Consider the following 21,887-nt stretch of genomic DNA (forward strand, 5'->3'; position numbering starts at 1 on the left):
CCTATCCCCGGTTGGTCTGCCGGCAGGGCCCGCCTGACTTTGAATCAGGACTAGCGACGTAGGTTCGACTCCTACCCGGGGAGCGTCACGTGCCGCAACGACAGCGGCTCCACGTCCCCCCCATGAGGACGTGGAGCCGCAGTCGAGAGGCGAGGTCAGCGTCAGCGCTTGACCTTCGCGGTGGCCTTGCTGGTCTTCGAGGCGGTGCGGTAGCCGGCCTGGGTGCCGGTCACCTTGACCGTGATCTTCTTGCCGGCCTGGGCGCCCTTGAGCTTGAGGCGGGCCGCCTTGGCTCCCTTGATGGCCTTGCCGTTGGCGAGCCACTGGTAGGTCAGCCGGGTGCCGGCGGTCCAGCCGGCGGCCTTGGCGGTGAGCACCTTGCCGACCTTGGCCTTGCCCGTGACGGTCGGGACGCGGGCGGCGAGCGTGCCCAGCGCCACGCTCGGGGTGGGGTCGGTGTAGACGACGGCGGGCGCCAGACCCTCCTTGGTGCCGCGGACCATGGCAAAGACGCTCCGGCCGAGGTGCGCCTTGGTCAGGCGCAGCGTGGGAGCGGTCGAGACCACCCGGTCGTCGGCGTACCAGGCGTAGGTGAGTGCGGTGCCGGGCGCCCACGAGCCGGTGTTGGCCAGCGAGAGGGTGGAGCCCACGGCCACCCGGCCGCGGATGTTGATCGCCGAGGGGTGAGCGACCGAGGGGGCCACGGTGTAGCCGGCCTCGACGGGCGTGGAGGTGAAGAGGCCGTTGGTCGTGGCCACGGTGAGCGTGTAGTTGTGACCCTCGGTGAGGTCGTCGAACTGGTACTCCGTGTCGTAGACCTCCTTGACGACCGGCTGGCCGCCGGCGTTGTCCTGGAGGGTGACCCGGTAGTGCACGTTGTCGGCGGGGACGCCGCCGGTGTCGGTGGCGGCGGTCCAGCGGGCGACGAGGCTGGAGCTGGTCGCTTCGGACGCCACTGCCCGGAGGTTGGTCGGGGCGCTGGGCGCCTCGATGGCGTGCACCTTGCTGACCACCTGGCTGACCTCGGGGTCCTCGCTGACCTCGTGCTCCGCGGTGACGTAGAGGCGGCCGGTGGGCGCGACGTCCATCTGGCCGATGCCGTCGCCGCCGAGGTAGGCGTACGGCGGGGAGCTGTCGCCGACGTAGGAGTCGAGCGCGTCGGCGTCGTAGGCCCCGATGGAGCCGCCGCCCGAGAGGAAGACGGTCTCGCCGTCGGGGGAGACGGACACGCCGGAGACCGGGTCGGGCAGCGGCACGTACTCGTCGGTGTCGGGACCGATGACGTTGAGGCCGTACTCCTGGGGGCCGTCCTCCATGTCGCGGACGGACACCGCGTAGGTGAGGCGGTTCACCTCGTCGACGTCCATGCTGACGATGCCGCCGCGGAGGTCGTCGTCCGGACCGAGGATGCGGCGGTCGCCGACCGTGCCGTCGCTGGAGATGGTGCGGAGGGTGCCGAGGGCCTCTCCCTCGTCGGAGAAGTCGGTGGCGCCCACGACGACCTCGTCGGTGCCTCCCGCTCCCGGCAACGTGGCGAGGTGGGAGGGCTGCACGCCCTCGGGGAGGGCGACGTCCCGCCCGGGGCTGTAGACGCCCGCGCCGCCGTTCCAGCCGGTGTAGGCGACGTAGTAGCCGGCGCTCCCGAAGGCCACGGCGTAGGGGTTCTTGCCCTCGACCAGGCTGGGCCCGGTGACGTTCATGTTCTCCGTGCCGACGAACCACGCGACGGGTGCGTCGTAGGTCTCGTCGCCCTCGCCCTGCTGCTTCTGGGTGCCGATGATGACGAGGTAGTCGCCGTCGCTCGACACGTCCATCGCGCTCGGCTGGGTGCCCTCGCCGAGGCTGATCCGCTCGCCGGTGCCGACGGCCTGGACGTAGCCGGTGACCTCGTCCCAGACGTAGTCCTCGTTCGTGTCCACGCCGACGTAGCCGGTCGCGTAGACGCCGCCGGCGCTCGCCTCGACGTCGACGGGGGTGAAGGCCAGGGTCTGCGGGAAGTCCGGCTCGGCGGCGTTGGCCGTGCCCATGCAGGCGAGCCCCGCGCTCACGACGGCGGTGGCGGCGAGCCCGGCGACGACTCGTCGCGAGCGGGGCGCGGTGGCCCGGGGTGCGTGCATGCTGGTCCTCCAGAGATCGGGCCGGATTGGCCTCGTCACGGATCTTGGGCCCCTCCGGGCTGAAATGGGTGGCCGAATCCGGCCATGGCAGGGACCGGCCTGTCCGATCGGTGCCATGGCCGCAAAGGGACGCGCCAGGACCCCTCAGGCGGGGTTGGCTGACGGCATGCCACGATCACCCCATGTCTCCCGACCGACTCGGCGGTTCGCCGGACAGTCGCGTCTTCGAGCTGTTGGGCATCGGCTTCCGCGCCAGGGCGCACACCGTCTCCGAGCTTGCGGCGCTCGCGATGCGTGAGGAGACCGCCGTACGCCGTGACCTGGAGGTTCTCGCCTCGGACGGCTACCTCGCCGTCCAGGGCGACCAGGTGCGCTACACCGCCCCCGACCAGGTCGTGGCCGACGTCGTACGCCGCCGGTCGAGTGACCTGAGCGCCGAGGTCCTGCGGCGTCTGGCCGACCTGGCCGAGGTCGTGGGCCAGCTCCCGGCGCTCACCCGTGACTGGGACACCGGCGGCGCCGGCCAGCAGCTCGCCGACGTCGAGGTCTTCCACGGCCCCGAGGCCGTGGTCGAGCTGTGGCACGTCAAGCAGGCCAAGGAGCCGTCGCTGCGCACCGACGTCGTGCTGCCCGACGCCTCCCAGCTCTACGTCGCCGACCCGGCCATGCAGCGGGTCTGGCACGAGGCCAGCCAGGGGGAGGGGCGCCGGGCACGCGTGCTGGGCTCCCTGGCCGACGCGATCCACCCGGCGGCGCAGGAGCGACTGGCGCAGGAGCTGGAGGCCGGCGTGGAGATCCGCCTGATGGCCCAGCCCCCCAGCTGGTTCTGGATCACCGACGAGAGCACCGTGGCGCTGCCGCTGGTCTGGGGCGAGAGCTGGCCCACATCGGTGATGTCGGTGCGCAACCGCGCGGTCGCCGGCATGGCCAGCTGGATGTTCGAGCGGATGTGGGAGCGCGCCGTGCCCGCGCGCGCCGAGTCCGCCGGGTGGGACCCCCTCCTCACGCTCATGAACAGCGGAGCCACCCTCGAGGCGGCCTCGCGCGCGCTCGGCATCTCCGAGCGCACCGGCCGGCGTCGGCTCTCCGAGGCGATGTCGCACTTCGGCGTCGGCTCCATGCTCGAGCTCGGCGTCGCCTGGGCCACCGCGCGCCCGCGCTGAGCCTCCGCGCACCTGCCTTCGTCAAATTGGGCGATGCGCCTGCGGCGGCACCGGTATTACGTGGCTCCGAGGGGGTCACACGGGGTCAACCGGAGCAGGAGACACGCATGAGAAGGATCGTCAGAACCACGGCGGCCGCCACGACCGCGCTGCTGATCGCCACACTCGCCCCCGCCCTCGCGGGTCAGGGCCACTCCCACCAGCACGACCGGCTGCGCACGGTCGTCGACGGGCTCGACGGACCGAGGGGCGTGGACACGCTCGGGCGCGGACGCACGCTGGTCACCGAGAGCGACGGCAGCTTCAGCCTCGTCGTCGAGCGCCGGCACCGGCCGCCGAAGGTCGTCGAGCTCGGCAGCGTCCCCGGCGGCTTCGCCCCGGCGATCGCCGCAGGCCGGCGAGGCCGGGTCTTCCTGCTCACCGGTGCGGCCGGGGAGCCGGGCAGCCCGCCGGTCGAGGGCTCCTCGACCCTCTACGAGTGGCGTCACGGGTACGACGCGCCGAAGCCGGTGCTGGACGTCGCCGCCTACCAGGTCGGCGACCCCGACCCCGACGACCTCGAGCAGCTCCCGACCGACAGCAACCCGTTCGGGCTGGCCGCGCTCAGGGACGGCAGCGTGCTGATCGCCGACGCCGCCGGCAACGACCTCCTGCGGTGGTGGCCCGACGGCACGGTGCGGACGGTGGCCCGCTTCAAGCCGCGTGTGGTGGACGTCCCGGACGGGATCCCGCTGCCCGAGGAGCAGGTGCCGAGCGAGGCGGTGTCGACCTCGGTCACGGTCGGACCCGACGGCTACTGGTACGTCGGAGAGCTGCGCGGCTTCCCGGCCACCCCGGGCACCTCGCAGGTCTGGCGGATCAAGCCGGGCTCGGTCGGTGCGGTCTGCGATCCCGAGAAGCCGTGGCGGGGCCGGTGCACGCGCTACGCCGACGGCCTGACCTCCATCGTCGACCTCGGCGCCGACCGGCGCTCGGTCTACGCGGTCTCGCTGTCCAAGCTGAGCTGGCTCGCGGTCGAGGCGGAGGAGCCCGTGCCGGGCGCGGAGATCGGCGCGCTGTTCCGCCTGACGAGGCACGGCCACCACGTCCGCGCCAAGGAGCTGGCTAAGGGCCGCCTGGTGCTGCCCGGAGGGGTCGACGTAGGGCGCGGCATCTACCTCACCGGCCCGGTCTTCGGTTCCGGGGCGCTGACGAAGATCCGCTGACGCAGGCGTCCACGTCCGGCGCGGGTGGTCCGCGCCGGACGCGGGCGCGCGCAGGAGCGGGTGGCGCCGGTCGCGATCGCCCCGCCCGGCGCGGCACTAGAGTGAGCCGGACGTCGAACCCCGGAGGATCAGCCTTGCCCAGCAACGTGACCGTGATCGTGCTCGCCGCAGGCGGCGGCACCCGGATGAGGTCCAAGACCATGAAGGTCCTGCACCCGGTGGGCGGGCGGAGCATGATCGGTCACGTCCTCAACGCCGTGAGCGCCGTCGAGCCGCGGCGTGTGGTGGCCGTGGTGGGCCACCAGCGCGAGCGCGTGGGCGCCCACATCCAGGAGCTGCTGCCCGACGTCGTGCTGGCCGTGCAGGAGGAGCAGCAGGGCACCGGCCACGCCGTACGGATGGCCGTGGAGGCGGTCTCCGACCTCGGCTCCGGCACGGTCATCGTCGCCACCGGCGACACCCCGCTGCTCCGGGGCGAGAGCCTGCAGGCGTTCGCCGCCGAGCACGAGGCCGCGGAGCGCGCGGTCAGCGTGCTGACCGCCGTGGTGGCCGACCCGTTCGGCTACGGCCGGGTCGTGCGTGACCGCGACGGCGACGTCGAGGCGATCGTGGAGGAGAAGGACGCCTCCGCCGACCAGCGCGAGATCGCCGAGATCAACTCCGGCATCCTCGCCTTCGACGCCGCCTTCCTCGTGGAGGCGCTGCCCCGCATCGGCAACGACAACGCCAAGGGCGAGTACTACCTCACCGACATGGTCCAGCTGGCCCGCGACGCCGGCCTCACCGTCGGGGCGCACGCCATCGACGACCCGTGGCAGACCGAGGGGGCCAACGACCGCGAGGAGCTGGCCCTGCTGGGGCACGAGCTCAACCGCCGGATCGTGAGCGGGTGGATGCGCGAGGGCGTCACGGTCATGGACCCGGCGACGACCTGGATCGACGCCGACGTGGTGCTCGCGCAGGACGTCACGATCCTGCCCGGAACCCAGCTCCTGGGCGCCACGGTCGTCGCCGAGGACGCGGTGATCGGACCCGACTGCACCCTCAAGGACTGCGAGATCGGTGAGGGAGCCCGGGTCGTGCGCACCCACGGCGAGCTCGCGGTGATCGGCCCGGAGGCGACGGTCGGCCCGTTCTCCTACCTGCGCCCCGGCACCAGGCTCGGCAAGGGCGGCAAGATCGGCGGCTTCGTCGAGACCAAGAACGCCGACATCGGCGACGGCGCCAAGGTGCCGCACCTGTCCTACGTCGGCGACGCCGAGATCGGCGAGGGCACCAACATCGGCGCGGGCACGATCTTCGCCAACTACGACGGCGTGGCCAAGCACCGCACGACGATCGGCAAGCACGCCCGGACGGCGTCCAACAACACGTTCGTGGCGCCGGTCGAGGTCGGCGACGGGGCCGCCACGGGCGCCGGGACCGTCGTACGCCGTGACGTCCCGCCGGGCGCCCTCGCGGTCAGTGCCGGGCCCCAGCGCAACCTCCCCGGCTGGGCCCAGTCCAGGCGGCCCGGCACCGCCCAGGCCGCGGCCGCCGAGGCGGCGTCGCGCGAGTCCGACGTCACGTCTCACGAGGACGACCCCGAGTTGGGCTGAGCGCCCGCTGCGGGCAGAATCGCTGCGACACCCCTCCGCGAGCTTGGAGCACGACGACGTGACCGGAATGAAGCGGGCCACCGAGAAGAACCTCATGATCTTCAGTGGCCGGGCGCATCCCGTGCTCGCCGAAGAGGTGGCCTCCATCCTCGAGACCGACCTGGTCCCGCAGTCGGCCTACGAGTTCGCGAACTCCGAGATCTACGTGCGCTTCGAGGAGTCGGTCCGCGGCTGCGACGCCTTCGTGATCCAGAGCCACACGGCTCCGATCAACGAGTGGATCATGGAGCACCTGATCATGGTCGACGCCCTGAAGCGGGCGAGCGCCAAGCGGATCACCGTGGTCATGCCGTTCTACGGCTACGCCCGCCAGGACAAGAAGCACCGCGGCCGCGAGCCGATCTCCGCGCGGCTCATGGCCGACCTCTTCAAGACTGCCGGCGCCGACCGGCTGATCACCGTCGACCTGCACGCCGACCAGATCCAGGGCTTCTTCGACGGCCCCGTCGACCACCTGATGGCGCTGCCGATCCTGGCCGACTACGTGCTGGAGAAGTACGGCAACCAGCAGATGGCCGTGGTCTCGCCCGACGCCGGCCGGATCAAGGTCGCCGAGCGCTGGTCGGCCCGCCTGGGCGGCGCGCCGCTGGCGTTCATCCACAAGAGCCGCCGCACCGACCGCCCCAACGAGACCGTGGCCAACCGCGTCGTGGGCGACGTCAAGGGCCGCATGTGCGTGCTGGTCGACGACATGATCGACACCGGCGGCACCATCGTGAAGGCCGCCGACGCGCTCATGGCCGACGGGGCCAAGGGCGTCATCATCGCCGCGACCCACGCGATCCTCTCCGACCCCGCGGTCGACCGGCTCAAGAACTCGCCGGCCACCGAGGTCGTCGTCACCAACACCCTCCCGCTCACCGACGACCGCGAGTTCGACAAGCTGACGTGCCTGTCCATCGCGCCGCTGGTCGCCCGCGCCATCCGTGAGGTCTTCGAGGACGGCTCCGTCACCTCGATGTTCGACGGTCACGCCTGACGATTGGCGCCCTGCCCGGCGCGTTGTCTAAGATCGGCAAGTTGCCTCGGCGAGGGAGCCTCCAGCTCCGTGATCGACAGGGCCGGCCCTTCTCGAGCCGCGCTGTCGCGCGGCTCTCGTGCTCTCCGCCCCGGCCCCACACGCCCACGCAGAGGAGATCACCATGTCCGCAGAGAAGATCCAGGCCGAGTCCCGCACCGAGTTCGGCAAGGGCGCGGCCCGCCGCATCCGCCGCGAGAACAAGGTCCCGGCCGTCGTCTACGGCCACGGCAACGACCCCATCCACATCACCCTGCCGGGCCACGCCACGATGATGGCGCTCAAGCACGGCGGCGCCAACGCGCTGCTCGAGCTCGACATCGACGGCGACACCCAGCTGGCGCTGACGCGTGAGGTGCAGGTCGACCCGATCCGCCGCACCCTCGAGCACATCGACTTCGTGGCCGTCCGCCGCGGCGAGAAGGTCACGGTCGACGTCCCGGTCAACCTGGTCGGCGAGGCCGTCCGCGAGACCCTGGTCGTCACCGAGAACGCCACCGTCCAGCTCGAGGCCGAGGCCACGCACATCCCCGAGCAGATCGACGTCGACATCGACGGCGCCACCGCCGGCACCCAGATCCTCGCCTCCGACCTGAAGCTGCCGTCGGGCTCGACGCTGCTCATCGACGCCGACACCCTGATCGTCAACGTCACCGAGCAGATCTCCGCCGAGGCCCTCGAGGCCGAGCTGGAGGAGGCCGAGGCCGAGGCCGGCATCGAGCGCGAGGAGTCCGACGAGGACGCCGCCGCGACCGAGGCCGCCGAGGGCGACGCCCCGGCCGAGGACGCCCCGGCCGACAGCGAGTGATCCGTCGGCTCAGGTGGTACCTGGGCCGACTCATCTCACCCGTCTCGGCCACCGCCGGGACACCCGCCGAGGAGGGCCCAGCCGTGACCACCGCCGATCTCTGGCTCGTGGTCGGGCTGGGCAACCCCGGTGAGAAGTACGCCGGACACCGCCACAACATCGGCTACCTCGTCCTCGACGAGCTGGCCCACCGCCTCGGCGGCTCGTTCCGCGCCCACAAGACCGGACGCTCCGACGTCGTCGAGGGGCGGCTCGGTCCTCCGGGCACCGAGGGTCCGCGCATCGTGCTGGCCCGCCCGCGCTCCTACATGAACGAGGTCGGCGGCCCGGTCAAGGCGCTGGCCACCTTCTACAAGGTGCCGCCGGACCACATCGTCGCGATCCACGACGAGCTCGACATCGCCTTCGGCACCCTGCGCACCAAGCTCGGCGGCGGCGACAACGGCCACAACGGACTGAAGTCGATGCGCTCCTCGCTCGGCACCGGGGACTTCTACCGGGTCCGTGCCGGGATCGGCCGCCCGCCCGGTCGCCAGGACGTCGCCGACTTCGTGCTCTCCGACTACAGCAAGGTCGAGCGCAAGGAGCTCCCCTTCCAGGTCGACACCGCCGCCGACGCGGTCGAGTCCCTGGTCCTCGAGGGCCTCGAGCGCACCCAGCAGCGCTACAACTCCTGACCCGCCCGCCCTCCGGTGGTTGAGTGCGAGCGCAGCGAGCCTCGAAACCACTTACCGGTGGTCGAGCAGCGAGGAGCGCCAGCGACGAGCGCCCGTCGAGACCCCCGCACCTCTGACTGCTGCCTCGGGGCCGGACTGGGGTGCCGCGCGCGTAGCTGTGTCCGGCCAGGACGTTGGTGGCAGGTGATCGGCTCTTGACGCAGGGAGAACCCCCGGCTGGTGTGTGGCTTGTCTAGGTCCCGCACCACACCGGAGGTCCTCGTGGCTCACCGTAAGGCCAAACTCACCCCCGAAGGCCGGCTGCTGATCGTGAGCCGATACGAGCAGGGCTGGAAACAGGCCTATATCGCCGCCGCGATGGGCATCTCACGCAAGTGCGTGCGCAAGTGGCTCGAGCGCTACGCCACCGAAGGACCGCCAGGCCTGGAGGACCGCTCCTCGCGCCCTCACCACTGCCCCACGCAGACCAGCGAAGAGGTCGAGGACCGGGTGGTCGAGCTACGACGCCGCGAACGCCGCGGGCGGGACTGGATCGCCGCCGAGTCAGGGGTGCCGGCGCGCACCGTGTCGCGGATCCTCACCCGCCGCGGCCTACCCCCGCTCGCGGCGTGTGACCCGATCACCGGCGCCGTGATCCGGGCCTCGTGGCAGGGCGCAGTGCGCTACGAACGTGCCCGCCCCGGCGATCTGGCCCACATGGACGTCAAGAAGCTCGGCCGGATCCCTGAAGGCGGGGGCTGGCGGGCCCACGGCACAGCCGCGAGCAGCCGCCAACGCCACAAGGACGAGCCCATCGGCTACGACTACGTCCACAGCCTGGTCGATGACCACTCACGCCTGGCCTACTGCGAGGTCCTCCCGGACGAGACCGGATCCACCTGCGCTGGCTTCCTGGCCCGTGCGGCGGCCTACTTCGCCGAGCACGGGATCCTGCGGATCAGCCAGCTGATGACCGACAACGCCTTCGCCTACCACTTCTCGCTACGCGAGATCTGCGAGGAACTCTGCATCAAGCAGATCTTCATCAAGCCCCACTGCCCCTGGCAGAACGGCAAGGTCGAACGCCTCAACCGCACCCTGCTCACCGAGTGGGCCTACCGCCAGGTCTTCACCACCAACGACCAGCGAACCGCCGCCCTTGCCATCTGGCTCGAGGACTACAACACTCAACGCCGCCACAGCGCCATCGGAGGACTCCCACCCATCAGCCGACTGTGACCAACCTCGTGGCCGGACACACTTAGCCGGTCGCGTCTCCGCGTCAAGGATCGCCTGCGGCGCCCGCTTCGCGGCGCCCTTCGGGCGTCCTTGACCCGGAGCCTCTCTCGACCGGCTTGACGGCGCACGGGGCGGACACGGGCTCCGCCCGCGCCGCCCGCGCAAAGCGCGGCACCTCTGGTGGGGCTGGTGTGACTGGTGGTGCGACTACCGACATTCAGCGTCGGCAGTTCGTCCCTGCCCGCGCCCGGCCGAGCGTGGAGAGGCTGGCGTCAGGCGCGAACTGCCGACGTAGGTGACCGATAGGCAGGGCCCGCGCTGTTTGCGGGCGGCGCGGCGAAGCCGCCGCCGCCCGTGCGCCGCCAAAGCGGCCCGGGAGACCCGGGCTGCTAGCGCGCGGGCCCACACCAGCCACGCACACCGTGAGTGGTTTCGAGGCTCGCTGCGCTCGCACCTCAACCACCGTGGGGTCGGCTCGGCGTTCGGGTCACCGGGTCTCGACGGACGCTCGTCGCTGGCGCTCCTCGCTGCTCGACCACCGGTGGGTGGTTTCGAGGCTCGCTGGCGCTCGCACCTCAACCACCGTGGGTCGCCGCTGGGCGTTCGGCTCACCGGGTCTCGACGGGCGCTCGTCGCTGGCGCTCGTCGCTGGCGCTCGTCGCTGGCGCTCCTCGCTGCTCGACCACCGGTGGGTGGTTTCGAGGCTCGCTGGCGCTCGCACCTCAACCACCGTGGGATCAGCTCGGCGGTCGGGTCACCGGGTCTCGACGGACGCTCGTCGCTGGCGCTCCTCGCTGCTCGACCACCGGTTCGTGGGTTCGAGGCTCGCTGCGGTGTCACGCCCACCCCTGCAACGCTGGTCGTTAGGGTGGCTCCGTGACTTTCGAAGCCGGCACCCCGCCCGAGGCAGCAGCCACCGACGACCACGTGCTGGCCACCTGGCTGGCCGAGGAGGCCGGGCGCCGGCTGCTCGAGGTGCGGACGCAGGGGCTGGAGGGCAAGGAGCTCAAGGACGCCGGCGACGCCGCCGCCCACGAGCTGCTGGTGGCGCTGCTGGCCGAGCACCGTCCGGACGACGCCGTCCTGTCGGAGGAGGCCGCCGAGAAGTCAGCCGACAAGGCCCACAGGCTTTCGGCCGACGCGGTGTGGATCGTGGACCCGCTCGACGGGACGCGCGAGTTCTCCGAGCCGCCGCGCGACGACTGGGCCGTCCACGTCGCCCTGTGGGAGCGCACGCCCGACGGCGAGCACGAGGGTGAGCTCACCGCGGGTGCGGTGGCCCAGCCTGCGCTGGGGGAGACGTTCAACACCGGGCAGCCTCCCGTCGTGGCGCCGTGGACCTCGGAGCGTCCGCGCATCGCCGTGTCGCGCAGCCGCCCGCCGGCGTTCGTGCAGAAGCTGGCCCAGGAGATCGACGCCGAGCTCGTCCCGATGGGGTCGGCCGGAGTGAAGGTGATGTCGGTGGTGCGCGACGTCACCGACGCCTACGTGCACGCTGGCGGGCAGTTCGAGTGGGACTCGGCCGCCCCGGTGGCCGTCGCGCAGGCCGCCGGCCTGTTCACCAGCCGCATCGACGGCTCGCCCCTGCTCTACAACCAGGACGACGTCTACCTGCCCGACCTGATCGTGTGCCGGCCCGAGCTGGCCGAGCAGATCCTCGACTTCGTCGAGCGGCACGGGGTCACCTCCGCCGGCTGAGACCTGGCGGCTGCTCGACCACCGGGGTGGTCTGGGCGAGGTGGGCTACTCCGGGATAGCCCGTTGTGACTACGTCACGGGCTGTTCGCTGACCTGTTCGGGAAAGGACGCGGCGCTCTTCGTCTGCCGTTCACCCAGGACCGCACGACCGTTTCGTTGTCCTCCTGAGACTTTGGGCTGTTCTCGTAGATCCGCCTTTCGTCTGGGAAAGCCTTCTGTTGACAACGATTCCTGCGCCCGCGCCCGAAGCGGCGGACGTGCGACCCCGCAAGCTGTCGCGCAGGTCGACCGGGGCCGACGCCGTCTTCGAGCACGGTGCCCGTGCCGTCGGGGCCAGCGTGCTGGTCATCACCGGCGGCGTCGGGGTGTTCCTGGCCTGGCAGGCCTACCCGACCCTCAAGCGCTACGGGCTGAGCTTCTTCACCGAGTCGCAGTGGGCCCCCGACCAGGACGTCATCGGCATCGCCGCCGTCCTAACCGGGACCGTGTCCGTCGCGCTGGTCGCGATGGCGTTCGCGTTCCCGCTGTCGGTGCTCGTGGCGCTCTACATCAGCGAGTACGCGCCCGCGCGGATCCGCTCGACGCTGGTGTCGCTGGTCGACCTGATGGCCGCCGTGCCGTCCATCGTCTACGGCCTCTGGGGCTTCTTCCTGATCATGCCGTACGCCGCCGAGCTGGCTCTGTGGCTGCAGCGCAACTTCGGCTGGGTGCCGTTCTTCAAGGTCGAGAACACCGACCCCGACGCCGCCGTGTGGGACACCAGCCGTTACGTCGCCAGCGCCTTCTGCGCGGGCATCGCGGTGGCGATGATGGTGATGCCGATGGCCTGCGCGGTGATGCGCCAGGTCTTCTCCCAGACCCCGCAGGGTGAGAAGGAGGCCGCGCTCGCGCTCGGCGCCACCCGCTGGGGCATGGTCACCTCCGTCGTGCTGCCCTTCGGCCGCGGCGGGATCATCGGCGGCACCATGCTCGGCCTGGGCCGCGCGCTCGGCGAGACCATCGCCGTCGTCCTCATCGTGTCGCCGGCCTTCGAGATCAAGCCGCGCATCCTCGAGGTCGGCACCAGCACCGTCAGCTCCCTGATCGCCGGGCGCTTCGGGGAGGCCAGCACCTCCCAGCTGTCCGCGCTGCTGGCCGCCGGCTTCGTGCTGTTCGTCATCACGCTCATCGTCAACACGCTGGCCGCGGTCGTCGTCAACCGCAGCCGCTCCGGCGCCGGGACCGACGCATGACCACGATGACCCCGGCCCCGGCGACCGGCCCCACCAGCGCGCCGGTCGTCCCCGCGACGACGCCGCCGCAGACCCACCTGCCGGCGTACGACGACGACGCGCCGCCGCCGCTGCCCCGACCGGGCCTCGGCAAGCCCAGCCCCGACGAGCGGTTCGCGCTGATCGGCTCGTGGGTGGCCGGCGCCGCCCTGGCCTGGCTCCTGACCCAGCGCCTGCTGCCGCTCGCTGGCCTGCCGTGGTTCCTGATCTCGTGGTTCGTGGTCGGGCTCGTGGTGACCGGGGTGACCGCGGGGATCACCGGCGGCATGACCGAGGTCAAGGACCGCGTCGCCGCCGGGATCATCACGGGCGCCGCGCTGGTGACCGGCGCGGCCCTGGTGAGCACGGTCGTCTTCGTGACCATGCGCGGCTGGCGCGCTGCTCTCAACCTCAACTTCTACACGCAGGACATGAGCGGGGTCGGCCCCAAGGACAGCTTCGACGAGGGCGGGATCCTGCACGCGATCGCCGGCTCCGGCATCGAGCTGGGCATCGCGCTGCTGATCACCCTGCCGCTCGGGATCGGGACCGCGGTCTTCATGACCGAGGTCGGCGGTCGGTTCGCGACCATCGTGCGGACCGTCGTCGAGGCGATGACCGCGCTGCCCTCGATCGTGGCCGGCCTGTTCATCTACACGGTCCTGATCGTGGCCCTCGGCTTCCCGCGCTCCGGACTCGCCGCGTCGCTCGCCATCGCGGTCATGATGCTGCCGATCATCGCGCGCGCCGCCGACGTCGTCCTGCGCGTCGTGCCTGGTGGGCTGCGCGAGGCGAGCCTGGCGCTCGGCGCCAGCCGCTGGCGCACGGTCTGGCACGTCGTGCTGCCGACGGCACGCCCCGGCCTGGCCACCGCGGTGATCCTCGGCATCGCCCGCGGTGTCGGCGAGACCAGCCCGGTCCTGCTCACCTCCGGCGCCGCGGCGTTCACCGTCACCGGCCCCACCGACGGCGTCATGAACTCGCTGCCGCTGTTCATCTACACCAACGTCCGCAGCGGCGAGCCGCAGGCGATCGCCCGCGCGTTCGGCGCGGCCACCGTGCTCCTCGCGCTGGTGCTCGTGCTGTTCGTCGTCGCCCGTCTGCTGGCCCGCCCCCGTGGCAACCGACCCACCCTCCGTGCCCGGCTCGCCGGTGCACTCGCCCCGAATCGAGCCGCCCGGTGAACCGCCTCCCCGCCCGCCTCCTCCTGAGCCTCCTGGTCTCCCTGAGCTGCGTGCTCGCCATGCCCGGGGCGTCGCACGCCGCGGTCTACGCGCAGATCGAGGGGACCGGCTCCACCTGGTCGCAGCTGATCGTCGAGCAGTGGATCGCCGACGTGGACGCCAACGGCATGAAGGTCGTCTACACCGGGGGCGGCTCGTCCAAGGGCCGCAAGGACTTCTCGCAGAAGAGCACCGACTTCGCGATCTCCGAGATCCCCTACCAGGGCACCGACGAGCAGGGCAACGCCGACACCAGCAACGGCCGCGAGTACTCCTACCTCCCGATCGTCGCCGGTGGCACCGCGTTCACCTACCAGCTCAAGATCGGCGACAAGCCCGTGCGCAACCTGCGGCTGTCGGGCGAGACGATCGCGAAGATCTTCACCAACAAGATCACCAACTGGAGCGACCCGGCGATCACCAAGGACAACAACGGTCGGGCGCTCCCGTCGCTGGACATCACCCCAGTCGTCCGCGCCGACGGCTCCGGCACCACCGCGCAGTTCACGACCTGGATGGACAAGGAGTTCCCCAGCGTCTGGCGGCCCTTCTTCGGCCGCTCCGGGCTGACGTCGTACTACCCGCGCAAGGGCCGGGCGATCGCCCAGGCCGGCTCGGACCAGGTGATGAACACGATCTCGGGCTTCGCGGGCAACGGCACGATCGGCTACGTCGAGTACTCCTACCCGGTCAACAAGGACTACCCGGTCGTCAAGGTGCTCAACAAGGCCGGCTACTTCGTCGAGCCCACCGACTACAACGTCGCGGTCGCGCTGACGAAGGCCAAGATCAACCGCGACAAGAGCTCGGCGCTCTACCTCACCCAGATCCTGGACGGCGTCTACCGCAACGCCGACCCGCGCGCCTACCCCGTGTCGTCGTACTCCTACATGGTCATCCCCACCGGCAAGACGGACTCCCGGATGACCACGGCCAAGCGCCAGACGCTCGCCGACTTCCTCTACTACTCGCTGTGCTCCGGGCAGACCAAGGCGGGCGACTTCGGCTACTCGCCGCTCCCGGTCAACCTGGTGCAGGCGGGCTTCGAGCAGATCGGGAAGCTCAAGCAGGCCGACCCGGCCGTCAACCTGAGCAACCGCGACGTCCGCAGCTGCAACAACCCGACGTTCGACGGCAAGAACCTCAACAAGAACAAGCTGGCCGAGGTCGCCCCGCAGCCCGCGGCGTGCGACAAGACCGGCGCCGGGCCGTGCGGCACGGAGACGGGCCAGAACAAGCCGTCCACCGACGGGGGCGGGGCCGCGACCCCCGACGCGAACACGCCCGCCGCGCCCGGCGGCGGGGGAGCGGCGGCGCCCTCCGCACCCGGTGGTGGGGCTCCACCTGCCGTGGACCCGGCGACCGGCGAGGTCGCCGCCCCGACCGGCGACACCGGCACGGCCGAGGAGGTCTACGCCAACCCGACCGAGCTGGCCGCGGAGCGACCGATCGACAGCAAGACGTTCGGCTGGCTCGCCGCCGTGCTCGCCGTGGGCATCGTCGTGCTCCCCGGCGTGTACGCCGCCTCGCTGCGCCGCCGTCGCCGCCCGGGCGGTGCCCGATGATCCGCCTGCAGCGTCGTCGCCGCACCCTGCGCCCCCTGGTCGCCACCGTCCTGGCCGTGCTGGCGTCCGTGCTGGTCGCCGGCCTGGTCGCGTGGGTCCCGGCCGAGGCCAACGGCCCCGCCCCCGCGGCCGCGCCGGGCGGCGCGGCGTACTCCAAGACCAAGGCGCTCACCCGGGTGCTGACCAACGAGCACAGGACGACGTACTCGTTCCCGACCAACACGGTGACCGTGTCCGCCGACGAGACCCGCAACCTGCGCGGTCGCCAGCGGATCCTCATCGAGTGGAAGGGCGCGCAGCCCAGCGGCGGCCGGGCGAGCAACCCGTACGGCGAGAACGGTCTGCAGCAGGAGTATCCCGTCGTGGTGATGCAGTGCCGCGGCGTGGACGACCCCTCGCTGCCGAAGGCCAAGCAGCTGCGGCCCGAGACCTGCTGGACCACCTCGGTCGCCCAGCGCTCGCAGATCTCCCGCTCCGAGAGCGAGGCGTCGTGGGTGCACGACCTCTACGCGACCGCGGCCGACAAGGGCCGCGTCTCCGGCATGACGCCGCCCCCCAGCGCGAAGGAGTGCCCCACGGCCGACATCGCGCCGTTCTACAGCAGGCTGACGCCGTTCGTGTCGCGCAAGGGCGTGCTGTTCCCCGCCTGCAACGCCGACCGGATGCCCCCCGAGGCCGCCGTGGGCGCGGCCTTCCCGCCCCACGAGATCGCGGCGTTCACCGACACCGCCGGCAACGGGTCGGTGCAGTTCGAGGTGCGCAGCGACATCGAGAACGAGTCGCTGGGCTGCAGCCACCAGGTCGACTGCTCGGTCGTCGTGATCCCGATCAACGGCCTCAGCTGCGACCAGCCCTCGACGCCCGCGACCAGCGCGGACAAGGCGTGCCGCAAGGGCGGGCGGTTCGAGCCGGGCTCCAGCAACTTCGCCAATGACGGCGTCGACCAGGCCGTCTCGCCGTCGCTGTGGTGGTCGGCGTCCAACTGGAGGAACCGCTTCTCCATCCCGATCACGTTCGGCCTGCCGCCCGGGGTGTGCGACGTCCTCGACCCTCGCTCGCCCACAGGCTTCTACGGCTCCGAGCTGCTGGCGCAGGCCGCGCTGCAGTGGGCGCCGGCCTACTGCCTGAACAAGAAGCGCTTCAAGTTCCAGCACAACAAGACCTCCGACGAGGCGGGCTTCCGGCTGATGGAGTCCGGTCGTGCGCCCGCGGCCGTCGTGTCCAGCGAGCACGAGCGGCGCACCGAGGACCCGGTCGGCTACGCGCCCACCGCGGTCACGGGCTTCTCGGTCGGCTACGTCATCGACCGCCCCGACAACGCCGGGGAGTACGCCACGCTGCGGCTCAACGCGCGGCTGCTGGCCAAGCTGATGACCCAGTCCTACCTGGGCTCCGACCTCGGTCGCGACCACCCCGGCATGCGCGACAACCCGCTGGCGATCATGACGGACCCGGAGTTCGTGGCGCTGAACCGTGGGCTGAGCCAGAACGTCCAGGAGGTCGGAGCCACCCTGCTCTCCCTCTCGGAGTCCTCCGACGTGGTCGAGCAGGTCACCGACTACATCGCCCACGACAAGGAGGCCATGGCCTTCGTCAACGGCAAGCCGGACACGTGGGGCATGCGGGTCAACCCCGCCTACAAGCGGATCAAGCTCCCCACCTCGACGTGGCCCCTGCTCGACTCCTACATCCCCAAGACCGAGAACACCTGCCGCCAGGAGAACCCCGGCGTCTACTTCACGCAGCTGGCCGCTCCGGTGACGACGCTGCGCAAGATCGCGGAGGCGCTGCTCGACGCGTGGCCCAACGTGCAGACCCGTTGCGACTACGACGCGGCGACGAAGACCTACAAGCTGGGTCGCGTCGACCGCCAGTCCTACGGGTCGCGCTTCATGCTCGGCATCGTCAGCCTCGGTGACGCGGAGCGCTTCGGCCTTCGCTCCGCCGCGCTCCAGACCAAGCCGGGCCGCTACGTCGCTCCCACCGAGGGCTCGATCGCCGCTGCCGTCTCGCTGACGGAGCAGGACGGCAAGCTCGGCCCCTTCGTGCTGGACCAGAAGGACGTGCGGGGCTCGGCGCGCGCCTACCCCGGCGCGATGGTCGTCTACACGGCCGCCCGACTGCGGGGCATGGACGAGGAGGACGCCGCGAAGGTCGCCCAGTTCATCCGGGTGTCGACCTCCGAGGGTCAGCGCGCCGGCACCGGCAACGGCGAGCTGCCGGAGGGCTACCTGCCGATCCGGGCCAAGGGCGTGACCGGCCGGCTGTACGACGCCGCGCAGCGGGTCGCCGACGCGGTGGAGAAGCAGACCCCCGCCCGTGAGCCGAGCGCCGAGCCGACGCCGGGCGCCGGCAGCGGTGGTGGCGGGGGTGGCACCGTCGACCCGCCCGCCGCACCGGGCGCGGAGGCGCCGGTCGCCGTACCGCCGTCGGCGGCGCCCACCGCGACCGGCCCGGCCGAGGCCGTGGTCACCGACCCGACCACCGCGATGAGCTCGCCGATGGCGGGACGGCTGATGCCGTTCCTCCTGGTGCTGGCGCTGCTCGGCGGGCTCGTGGGCAGCGGCATCCGCTTCTTCGTCCGGCCCCCACGGCGGCAGCCGTGACCGCGACGCTTCCGGACCCCGACGTGGCGGCTCAGCCCGGCCCCGGCGCGCCGCCTCGCGGTGGTCGGACGCCGAAGGCACCCAAGCCGCCGAAGCCTCCTCGGGCGCCGCGGGCTCCTCGTGCGCCGATGGCGGGCGAGGAGACGGCCCTGACCGTCTCGACCGCGTTCATCATGCTGGCGATCGTCTGCACCTGGGTGGTGGCGCAGCTGCTCGTGCTGGGCGGCATCTCCCAGGACCGGGCGCAGACCCTGCTGTACGACGACTTCCGCCAGCAGCTGGCCGGCGCCACCGCGCCGACCGGTCCGGTCGTGCCCGCCGGTGACCCCGTCGCCGTGATGACCGCGGAGGAGATCGACCTCGAGCAGGTCGTCGTCGAAGGGACGGCCAGCGGAGACACTCTGGCCGGGCCCGGCCACCTGCGCAACACGGTTCTGCCCGGGCAGGCCGGCACCTCGGTGCTGATGGGCCGCTCCTCGACCTACGGCGCACCCTTCGGTCGGCTCGACGAGCTGAGTGCCGGCAACACCATCTCCGTGGTGGGTGCTCAGGGGGCCCTGGAGTTCACGGTCGTCGGCGTCCGGCGCGCCGGTGACCCCCAGCCGCAGCCGCTCGCCGCGGGTGCCGCCCGGCTCACGCTGGTCACCAGCGAGGGCGAGGGGCGGCTCGCGGCCCTGCAGCCGCGTGACGTCCTCTACGTCGACGCCGACGCCGCGAAGGGCTTCCCCGCGCCCGCTGGCCGGCCGGCCGCCGTACCCGACTCGGAGAAGGCGCTCGCCTACGACACGGGGGCGTTCCCCCTGCTGGCGCTGGCCCTCGCGCTCCTCCTCGCCCTGACCCTGGCGATCGTCGCCGCCCGCCAGCGCTGGTCCGCCGCGCTGGTCTGGGTGATCGCCAGCCCGCTCGCCATCGCCCTGTCCTGGGCCACGACCGACGTGGTGATGCGGCTGCTGCCCAACGTGATCTGACCCGTCCGATCCACCTCTGACCGCACGATCCCGCACACCGGCCGCGCCGCGGCCACCTACCGAGGAGAACCCACTCATGCACGCACGCAAGCTGTTCGCCACGACCGTCACCTCCGCGGTGGCGTTCTCGGCGATCGCCCTCACCACGGCGCCGGCCCACGCGGCCTACACCGCGGACCCCGACGACACCGCCTTCACGCCCACCAGCGCGGACCTGATCGGCGTCGGCTCCGACACCAGCCAGCACGCGCTGAAGCTGCTGGCCGACGGCTACAACGCCACCAGCCCCGCCGCCCGCGTGGCGACGTACGCCGCCCTCGGTGGCGGCACCATCCCGCTCCCCGGCGCTGCCGAGATCACCCGTCCGAACGGCTCGGGCGCCGGCAAGGCGCTGCTCTACGGCGCCGGCAACAACAACGAGATCGACTTCGCGCGCTCCTCCTCGGCCATCAACACCGCCGAGGCGTCCGCCCAGCTCCAGGCCTTCCCGTTCGCGCTGGACACGCTGGTCATGGCGGTCTCCAAGACGGTGCCCTCGAACGCCCCGGCCTCGCTGACGCCGGCGCAGATCGTCGACATCTACGAGGGCAACATCACCAACTGGAACCAGATCGGCGGCACCAGCGGCACCATCGCCCCGAAGATCCCGCAGGCCGGCTCGGGCACGCGCAGCTTCTTCGAGGCGCAGCTCAAGGCCATGAACGAGGGCGTGGCCGTCACGCTCGGCGCCTCCGTCGCCGCGGTGCAGGAGCACTCCGACGCCGACATCAAGGGCAACCCCAACGCGATCGCACCCTTCTCCGAGGGTCGCGCGGGCCTGCTGGGTCAGACCCTGCGGCTCGAGGCCGGCTGGAAGGCCGACCGCGCGCTCTACAACGTCGTCCGCGGCACGGCCGTCGGCAACGCCAACGTGCTCGCCGTGTTCGGCAAGAACGGCTACCTCTGCTCGACCGACGCCCGCCCGCTGATCGAGGCCGCCGGCTTCAAGCAGCTCGCCACCGACGACTTCGACGGTGTCTGCGGTCTGCCGACCCAGAGCGCGACCAGCAACTTCACCCTCAACGAGCGGGTCGTCACGACCACGACGCTCACCGTCACCAGCACCGTCGCCCGCACCGCCCGCCTCACCGCGCGCGTCACCGGCAGCACCTCGCCCTCGGGCACCGTGGCGTTCTACGACGGCGAGACCCTCCTGGGCTCCGGCATCCCGCTCACCTCGGGCCAGGCCGTGCTCACCAAGGGCAACGTCGCCCCGGGCGCGCACAGCTACTACGCGGTCTTCACCCCGGCCGGCGGCTCGGCCTTCGAGCCGTCCGAGGACACCGGCGCGGGCGTCGTGAAGACGTCGTCGACGATCACCGAGTCCTTCCCGGCCTCGGTCAAGGCCGGCAAGCGCGCCCGCGGCGCCGTCACCGTCGTCCTCGCCGGCGTCAGCGCCAAGGCCACGGGTCTGGTCAAGGTCATGCGCGGCGCGAAGGTCCTGGCCTCGAAGCGGCTCGCCAACGGCAAGGTCGTCATCGTCCTGCCGAAGCTCAAGGTCGGCGCCAACAACCTGAAGGTCGTCTGGGCCGGCGACGGAGTCTCCGTCGGCTCGCAGAAGGTCTTCAAGATCAAGCAGGCGAAGGCCAAGAAGAAGAAGAAGAAGTAGCACCACCCGGCACCTCGCACCACCGCACCACCCCGGGTCCGGGTGGCCGCCGCACGGCGGTCACCCGGCCCGGCACCACCCCGCAGCATCCCGAGGAGACCAGCACCATGACCGCGACCGACGCGACCGTCACCCTGCCCGCCGTACCCCCGAGCGCACCGGCGCCGCCGGCGCCCCCGCTCGCGGCGATCGAGGCGCGCGACATCACCGCGTGGTTCGGCTCCCACAAGGTGCTCGACCGGGTCTCGCTGACGATGAACGCCGGCGAGATCACCGCGCTGATCGGCCCGTCCGGCTGCGGCAAGTCGACGTTCCTCCGCATCCTCAACCGCATGCACGAGCTGGTGCCCTCGGCCCAGCTGGCCGGCGAGGTGCGCCTCGACGGCGAGGACATCTACGACCCGTCGAAGCGCCTCATCGACGCGCGCCGCGCGATCGGGATGGTGTTCCAGAAGCCCAACCCGTTCCCCGCGATGTCCATCCGCGAGAACGTCCTGGCCGGCCTCAAGCTCACCGGCACCAAGGCCTCGCGCTCGACCAAGGACGAGCTGGTCGAGTCGTGCCTGGTCAAGGGCGGCCTGTGGAACGAGGTCAAGGACCGACTCGACGCCCCCGGCGGCGGCCTCTCCGGCGGCCAGCAGCAGCGGCTGTGCATCGCCCGCTCGCTGGCGATCAAGCCACGCGTCCTGCTGATGGACGAGCCCTGCTCCGCCCTCGACCCCACGTCGACCCGGGTGATCGAGGAGACCATGCTCGAGCTGGCCCGCGAGGTCACGATCGTCATCGTCACCCACAACATGCAGCAGGCGGCGCGCGTCTCCGGGCGCTGCGCGTTCTTCCTCGCCTCGCAGGGCACCCCCGGCGTCATCGTCGAGCACGGCGACACCCCCACGATGTTCCAGAACCCCCGCGACCAGCGCACCTCCGACTACGTCAACGGGCGCTTCGGCTGAGCCTGGCTCAGGTCGGCTCGGGTGGCGGGAGTTTCGCCGGTCGACCGGCGAATCTGGACCTTGACCGCTGAAACTTCGTCGGTCCAGCACCAGTTTCGCCGGTCGACCGGCG

The 21,887-nt window shown here is 71.7% G+C and carries 16 protein-coding genes and 1 tRNA gene; 16 read left to right on the forward strand and 1 reads right to left on the reverse strand.

What is annotated here, in order from left to right; genetic code table 11:
• Positions 1-4 precede the first annotated feature (4 nt).
• Positions 5-83 (forward strand) — tRNA-Gln (locus IRQ30_RS02110).
• Between the two features lie 78 nt (positions 84-161).
• Here IRQ30_RS02110 and IRQ30_RS02115 read toward each other — a convergent pair.
• Positions 162-2,117, reverse strand: coding sequence for a fibronectin type III domain-containing protein (locus IRQ30_RS02115; RefSeq protein WP_193611381.1), 1,956 nt, complete (start codon positions 2,115-2,117; stop codon positions 162-164).
• A gap of 182 nt (positions 2,118-2,299) precedes the next feature.
• Here IRQ30_RS02115 and IRQ30_RS02120 point away from each other — a divergent pair, with 182 nt between their 5' ends.
• From IRQ30_RS02120 to IRQ30_RS02190, 15 genes are all read left to right on the forward strand, one after another.
• Positions 2,300-3,280, forward strand: coding sequence for a hypothetical protein (locus tag IRQ30_RS02120; protein WP_193611382.1), 981 nt, complete (start codon positions 2,300-2,302; stop codon positions 3,278-3,280).
• 107 nt (positions 3,281-3,387) lie between these two features.
• Positions 3,388-4,485 (forward strand): ScyD/ScyE family protein, encoded by a 1,098-nt coding sequence (locus IRQ30_RS02125; protein WP_193611383.1) that lies wholly within the window; start codon positions 3,388-3,390, stop codon positions 4,483-4,485.
• A 134-nt stretch (positions 4,486-4,619) separates the two neighbouring features.
• On the forward strand, positions 4,620-6,083 hold the full coding sequence (gene glmU, locus IRQ30_RS02130; protein ID WP_193611384.1) for a bifunctional UDP-N-acetylglucosamine diphosphorylase/glucosamine-1-phosphate N-acetyltransferase GlmU: 1,464 nt from the start codon (positions 4,620-4,622) through the stop codon (positions 6,081-6,083).
• A gap of 58 nt (positions 6,084-6,141) precedes the next feature.
• Entirely contained in the window at positions 6,142-7,122 is a 981-nt protein-coding gene (locus IRQ30_RS02135; protein ID WP_476703677.1) for a ribose-phosphate diphosphokinase, read from the forward strand.
• A gap of 163 nt (positions 7,123-7,285) precedes the next feature.
• The gene (locus IRQ30_RS02140; RefSeq protein ID WP_193611385.1) at positions 7,286-7,969 is read left to right on the forward strand and encodes a 50S ribosomal protein L25/general stress protein Ctc; all 684 of its coding nucleotides are present in this window, start codon (positions 7,286-7,288) and stop codon (positions 7,967-7,969) included.
• An 83-nt stretch (positions 7,970-8,052) separates the two neighbouring features.
• Complete coding sequence (gene pth / locus IRQ30_RS02145; protein ID WP_193611386.1) at positions 8,053-8,646, forward strand: aminoacyl-tRNA hydrolase; 594 nt, start codon at positions 8,053-8,055, stop codon at positions 8,644-8,646.
• Between the two features lie 261 nt (positions 8,647-8,907).
• Positions 8,908-9,864 (forward strand): IS481 family transposase, encoded by a 957-nt coding sequence (locus tag IRQ30_RS02150; RefSeq protein WP_193611387.1) that lies wholly within the window; start codon positions 8,908-8,910, stop codon positions 9,862-9,864.
• 876 nt (positions 9,865-10,740) lie between these two features.
• A complete protein-coding gene (locus IRQ30_RS02155) occupies positions 10,741-11,562 on the forward strand; it encodes an inositol monophosphatase family protein (protein WP_193611388.1) in 822 nt (273 codons plus the stop codon).
• Between the two features lie 257 nt (positions 11,563-11,819).
• On the forward strand, positions 11,820-12,794 hold the full coding sequence (gene pstC, locus IRQ30_RS02160; RefSeq protein ID WP_338087851.1) for a phosphate ABC transporter permease subunit PstC: 975 nt from the start codon (positions 11,820-11,822) through the stop codon (positions 12,792-12,794).
• A complete protein-coding gene (gene pstA / locus IRQ30_RS02165; protein WP_193611389.1) occupies positions 12,791-13,996 on the forward strand; it encodes a phosphate ABC transporter permease PstA in 1,206 nt (401 codons plus the stop codon). Before pstC ends, pstA begins: the two co-directional genes overlap by 4 nt.
• Positions 13,993-15,600, forward strand: coding sequence for a substrate-binding domain-containing protein (locus IRQ30_RS02170; protein ID WP_193611390.1), 1,608 nt, complete (start codon positions 13,993-13,995; stop codon positions 15,598-15,600). The genes pstA and IRQ30_RS02170 overlap by 4 nt, the downstream gene beginning before the upstream one ends.
• Positions 15,597-18,206: a hypothetical protein gene (locus tag IRQ30_RS02175; protein WP_193611391.1), complete on the forward strand. Its 2,610-nt coding sequence runs from the start codon at positions 15,597-15,599 to the stop codon at positions 18,204-18,206. Before IRQ30_RS02170 ends, IRQ30_RS02175 begins: the two co-directional genes overlap by 4 nt.
• Positions 18,207-18,334: 128 nt before the next feature.
• A complete protein-coding gene (locus IRQ30_RS02180; protein ID WP_193611392.1) occupies positions 18,335-19,174 on the forward strand; it encodes a sortase domain-containing protein in 840 nt (279 codons plus the stop codon).
• A 76-nt stretch (positions 19,175-19,250) separates the two neighbouring features.
• Positions 19,251-20,822: a substrate-binding domain-containing protein gene (locus tag IRQ30_RS02185; RefSeq protein WP_193611393.1), complete on the forward strand. Its 1,572-nt coding sequence runs from the start codon at positions 19,251-19,253 to the stop codon at positions 20,820-20,822.
• A gap of 107 nt (positions 20,823-20,929) precedes the next feature.
• On the forward strand, positions 20,930-21,775 hold the full coding sequence (locus IRQ30_RS02190; RefSeq protein ID WP_193611394.1) for a phosphate ABC transporter ATP-binding protein: 846 nt from the start codon (positions 20,930-20,932) through the stop codon (positions 21,773-21,775).
• The last annotated feature ends 112 nt before the right edge of the window (positions 21,776-21,887 follow it).

Source organism: Nocardioides lijunqiniae, assembly GCF_015024225.1.
GTDB classification, from domain to species: Bacteria; Actinomycetota; Actinomycetes; order Propionibacteriales; family Nocardioidaceae; genus Nocardioides; species Nocardioides lijunqiniae.

Coding starts and splice junctions, on each gene's coding strand:
- IRQ30_RS02115 (WP_193611381.1), bottom strand. CDS start 2,117: ATGCACGCACCCCGGGCCACCGCGCCCCGCTCGCGACGAGTCGTCGCC.
- IRQ30_RS02120 (WP_193611382.1), top strand. CDS start 2,300: ATGTCTCCCGACCGACTCGGCGGTTCGCCGGACAGTCGCGTCTTCGAG.
- IRQ30_RS02125 (WP_193611383.1), top strand. CDS start 3,388: ATGAGAAGGATCGTCAGAACCACGGCGGCCGCCACGACCGCGCTGCTG.
- IRQ30_RS02140 (WP_193611385.1), top strand. CDS start 7,286: ATGTCCGCAGAGAAGATCCAGGCCGAGTCCCGCACCGAGTTCGGCAAG.
- pstA (WP_193611389.1), top strand. CDS start 12,791: ATGACCACGATGACCCCGGCCCCGGCGACCGGCCCCACCAGCGCGCCG.
- IRQ30_RS02175 (WP_193611391.1), top strand. CDS start 15,597: ATGATCCGCCTGCAGCGTCGTCGCCGCACCCTGCGCCCCCTGGTCGCC.
- IRQ30_RS02180 (WP_193611392.1), top strand. CDS start 18,335: ATGGCGGGCGAGGAGACGGCCCTGACCGTCTCGACCGCGTTCATCATG.
- IRQ30_RS02185 (WP_193611393.1), top strand. CDS start 19,251: ATGCACGCACGCAAGCTGTTCGCCACGACCGTCACCTCCGCGGTGGCG.
- IRQ30_RS02190 (WP_193611394.1), top strand. CDS start 20,930: ATGACCGCGACCGACGCGACCGTCACCCTGCCCGCCGTACCCCCGAGC.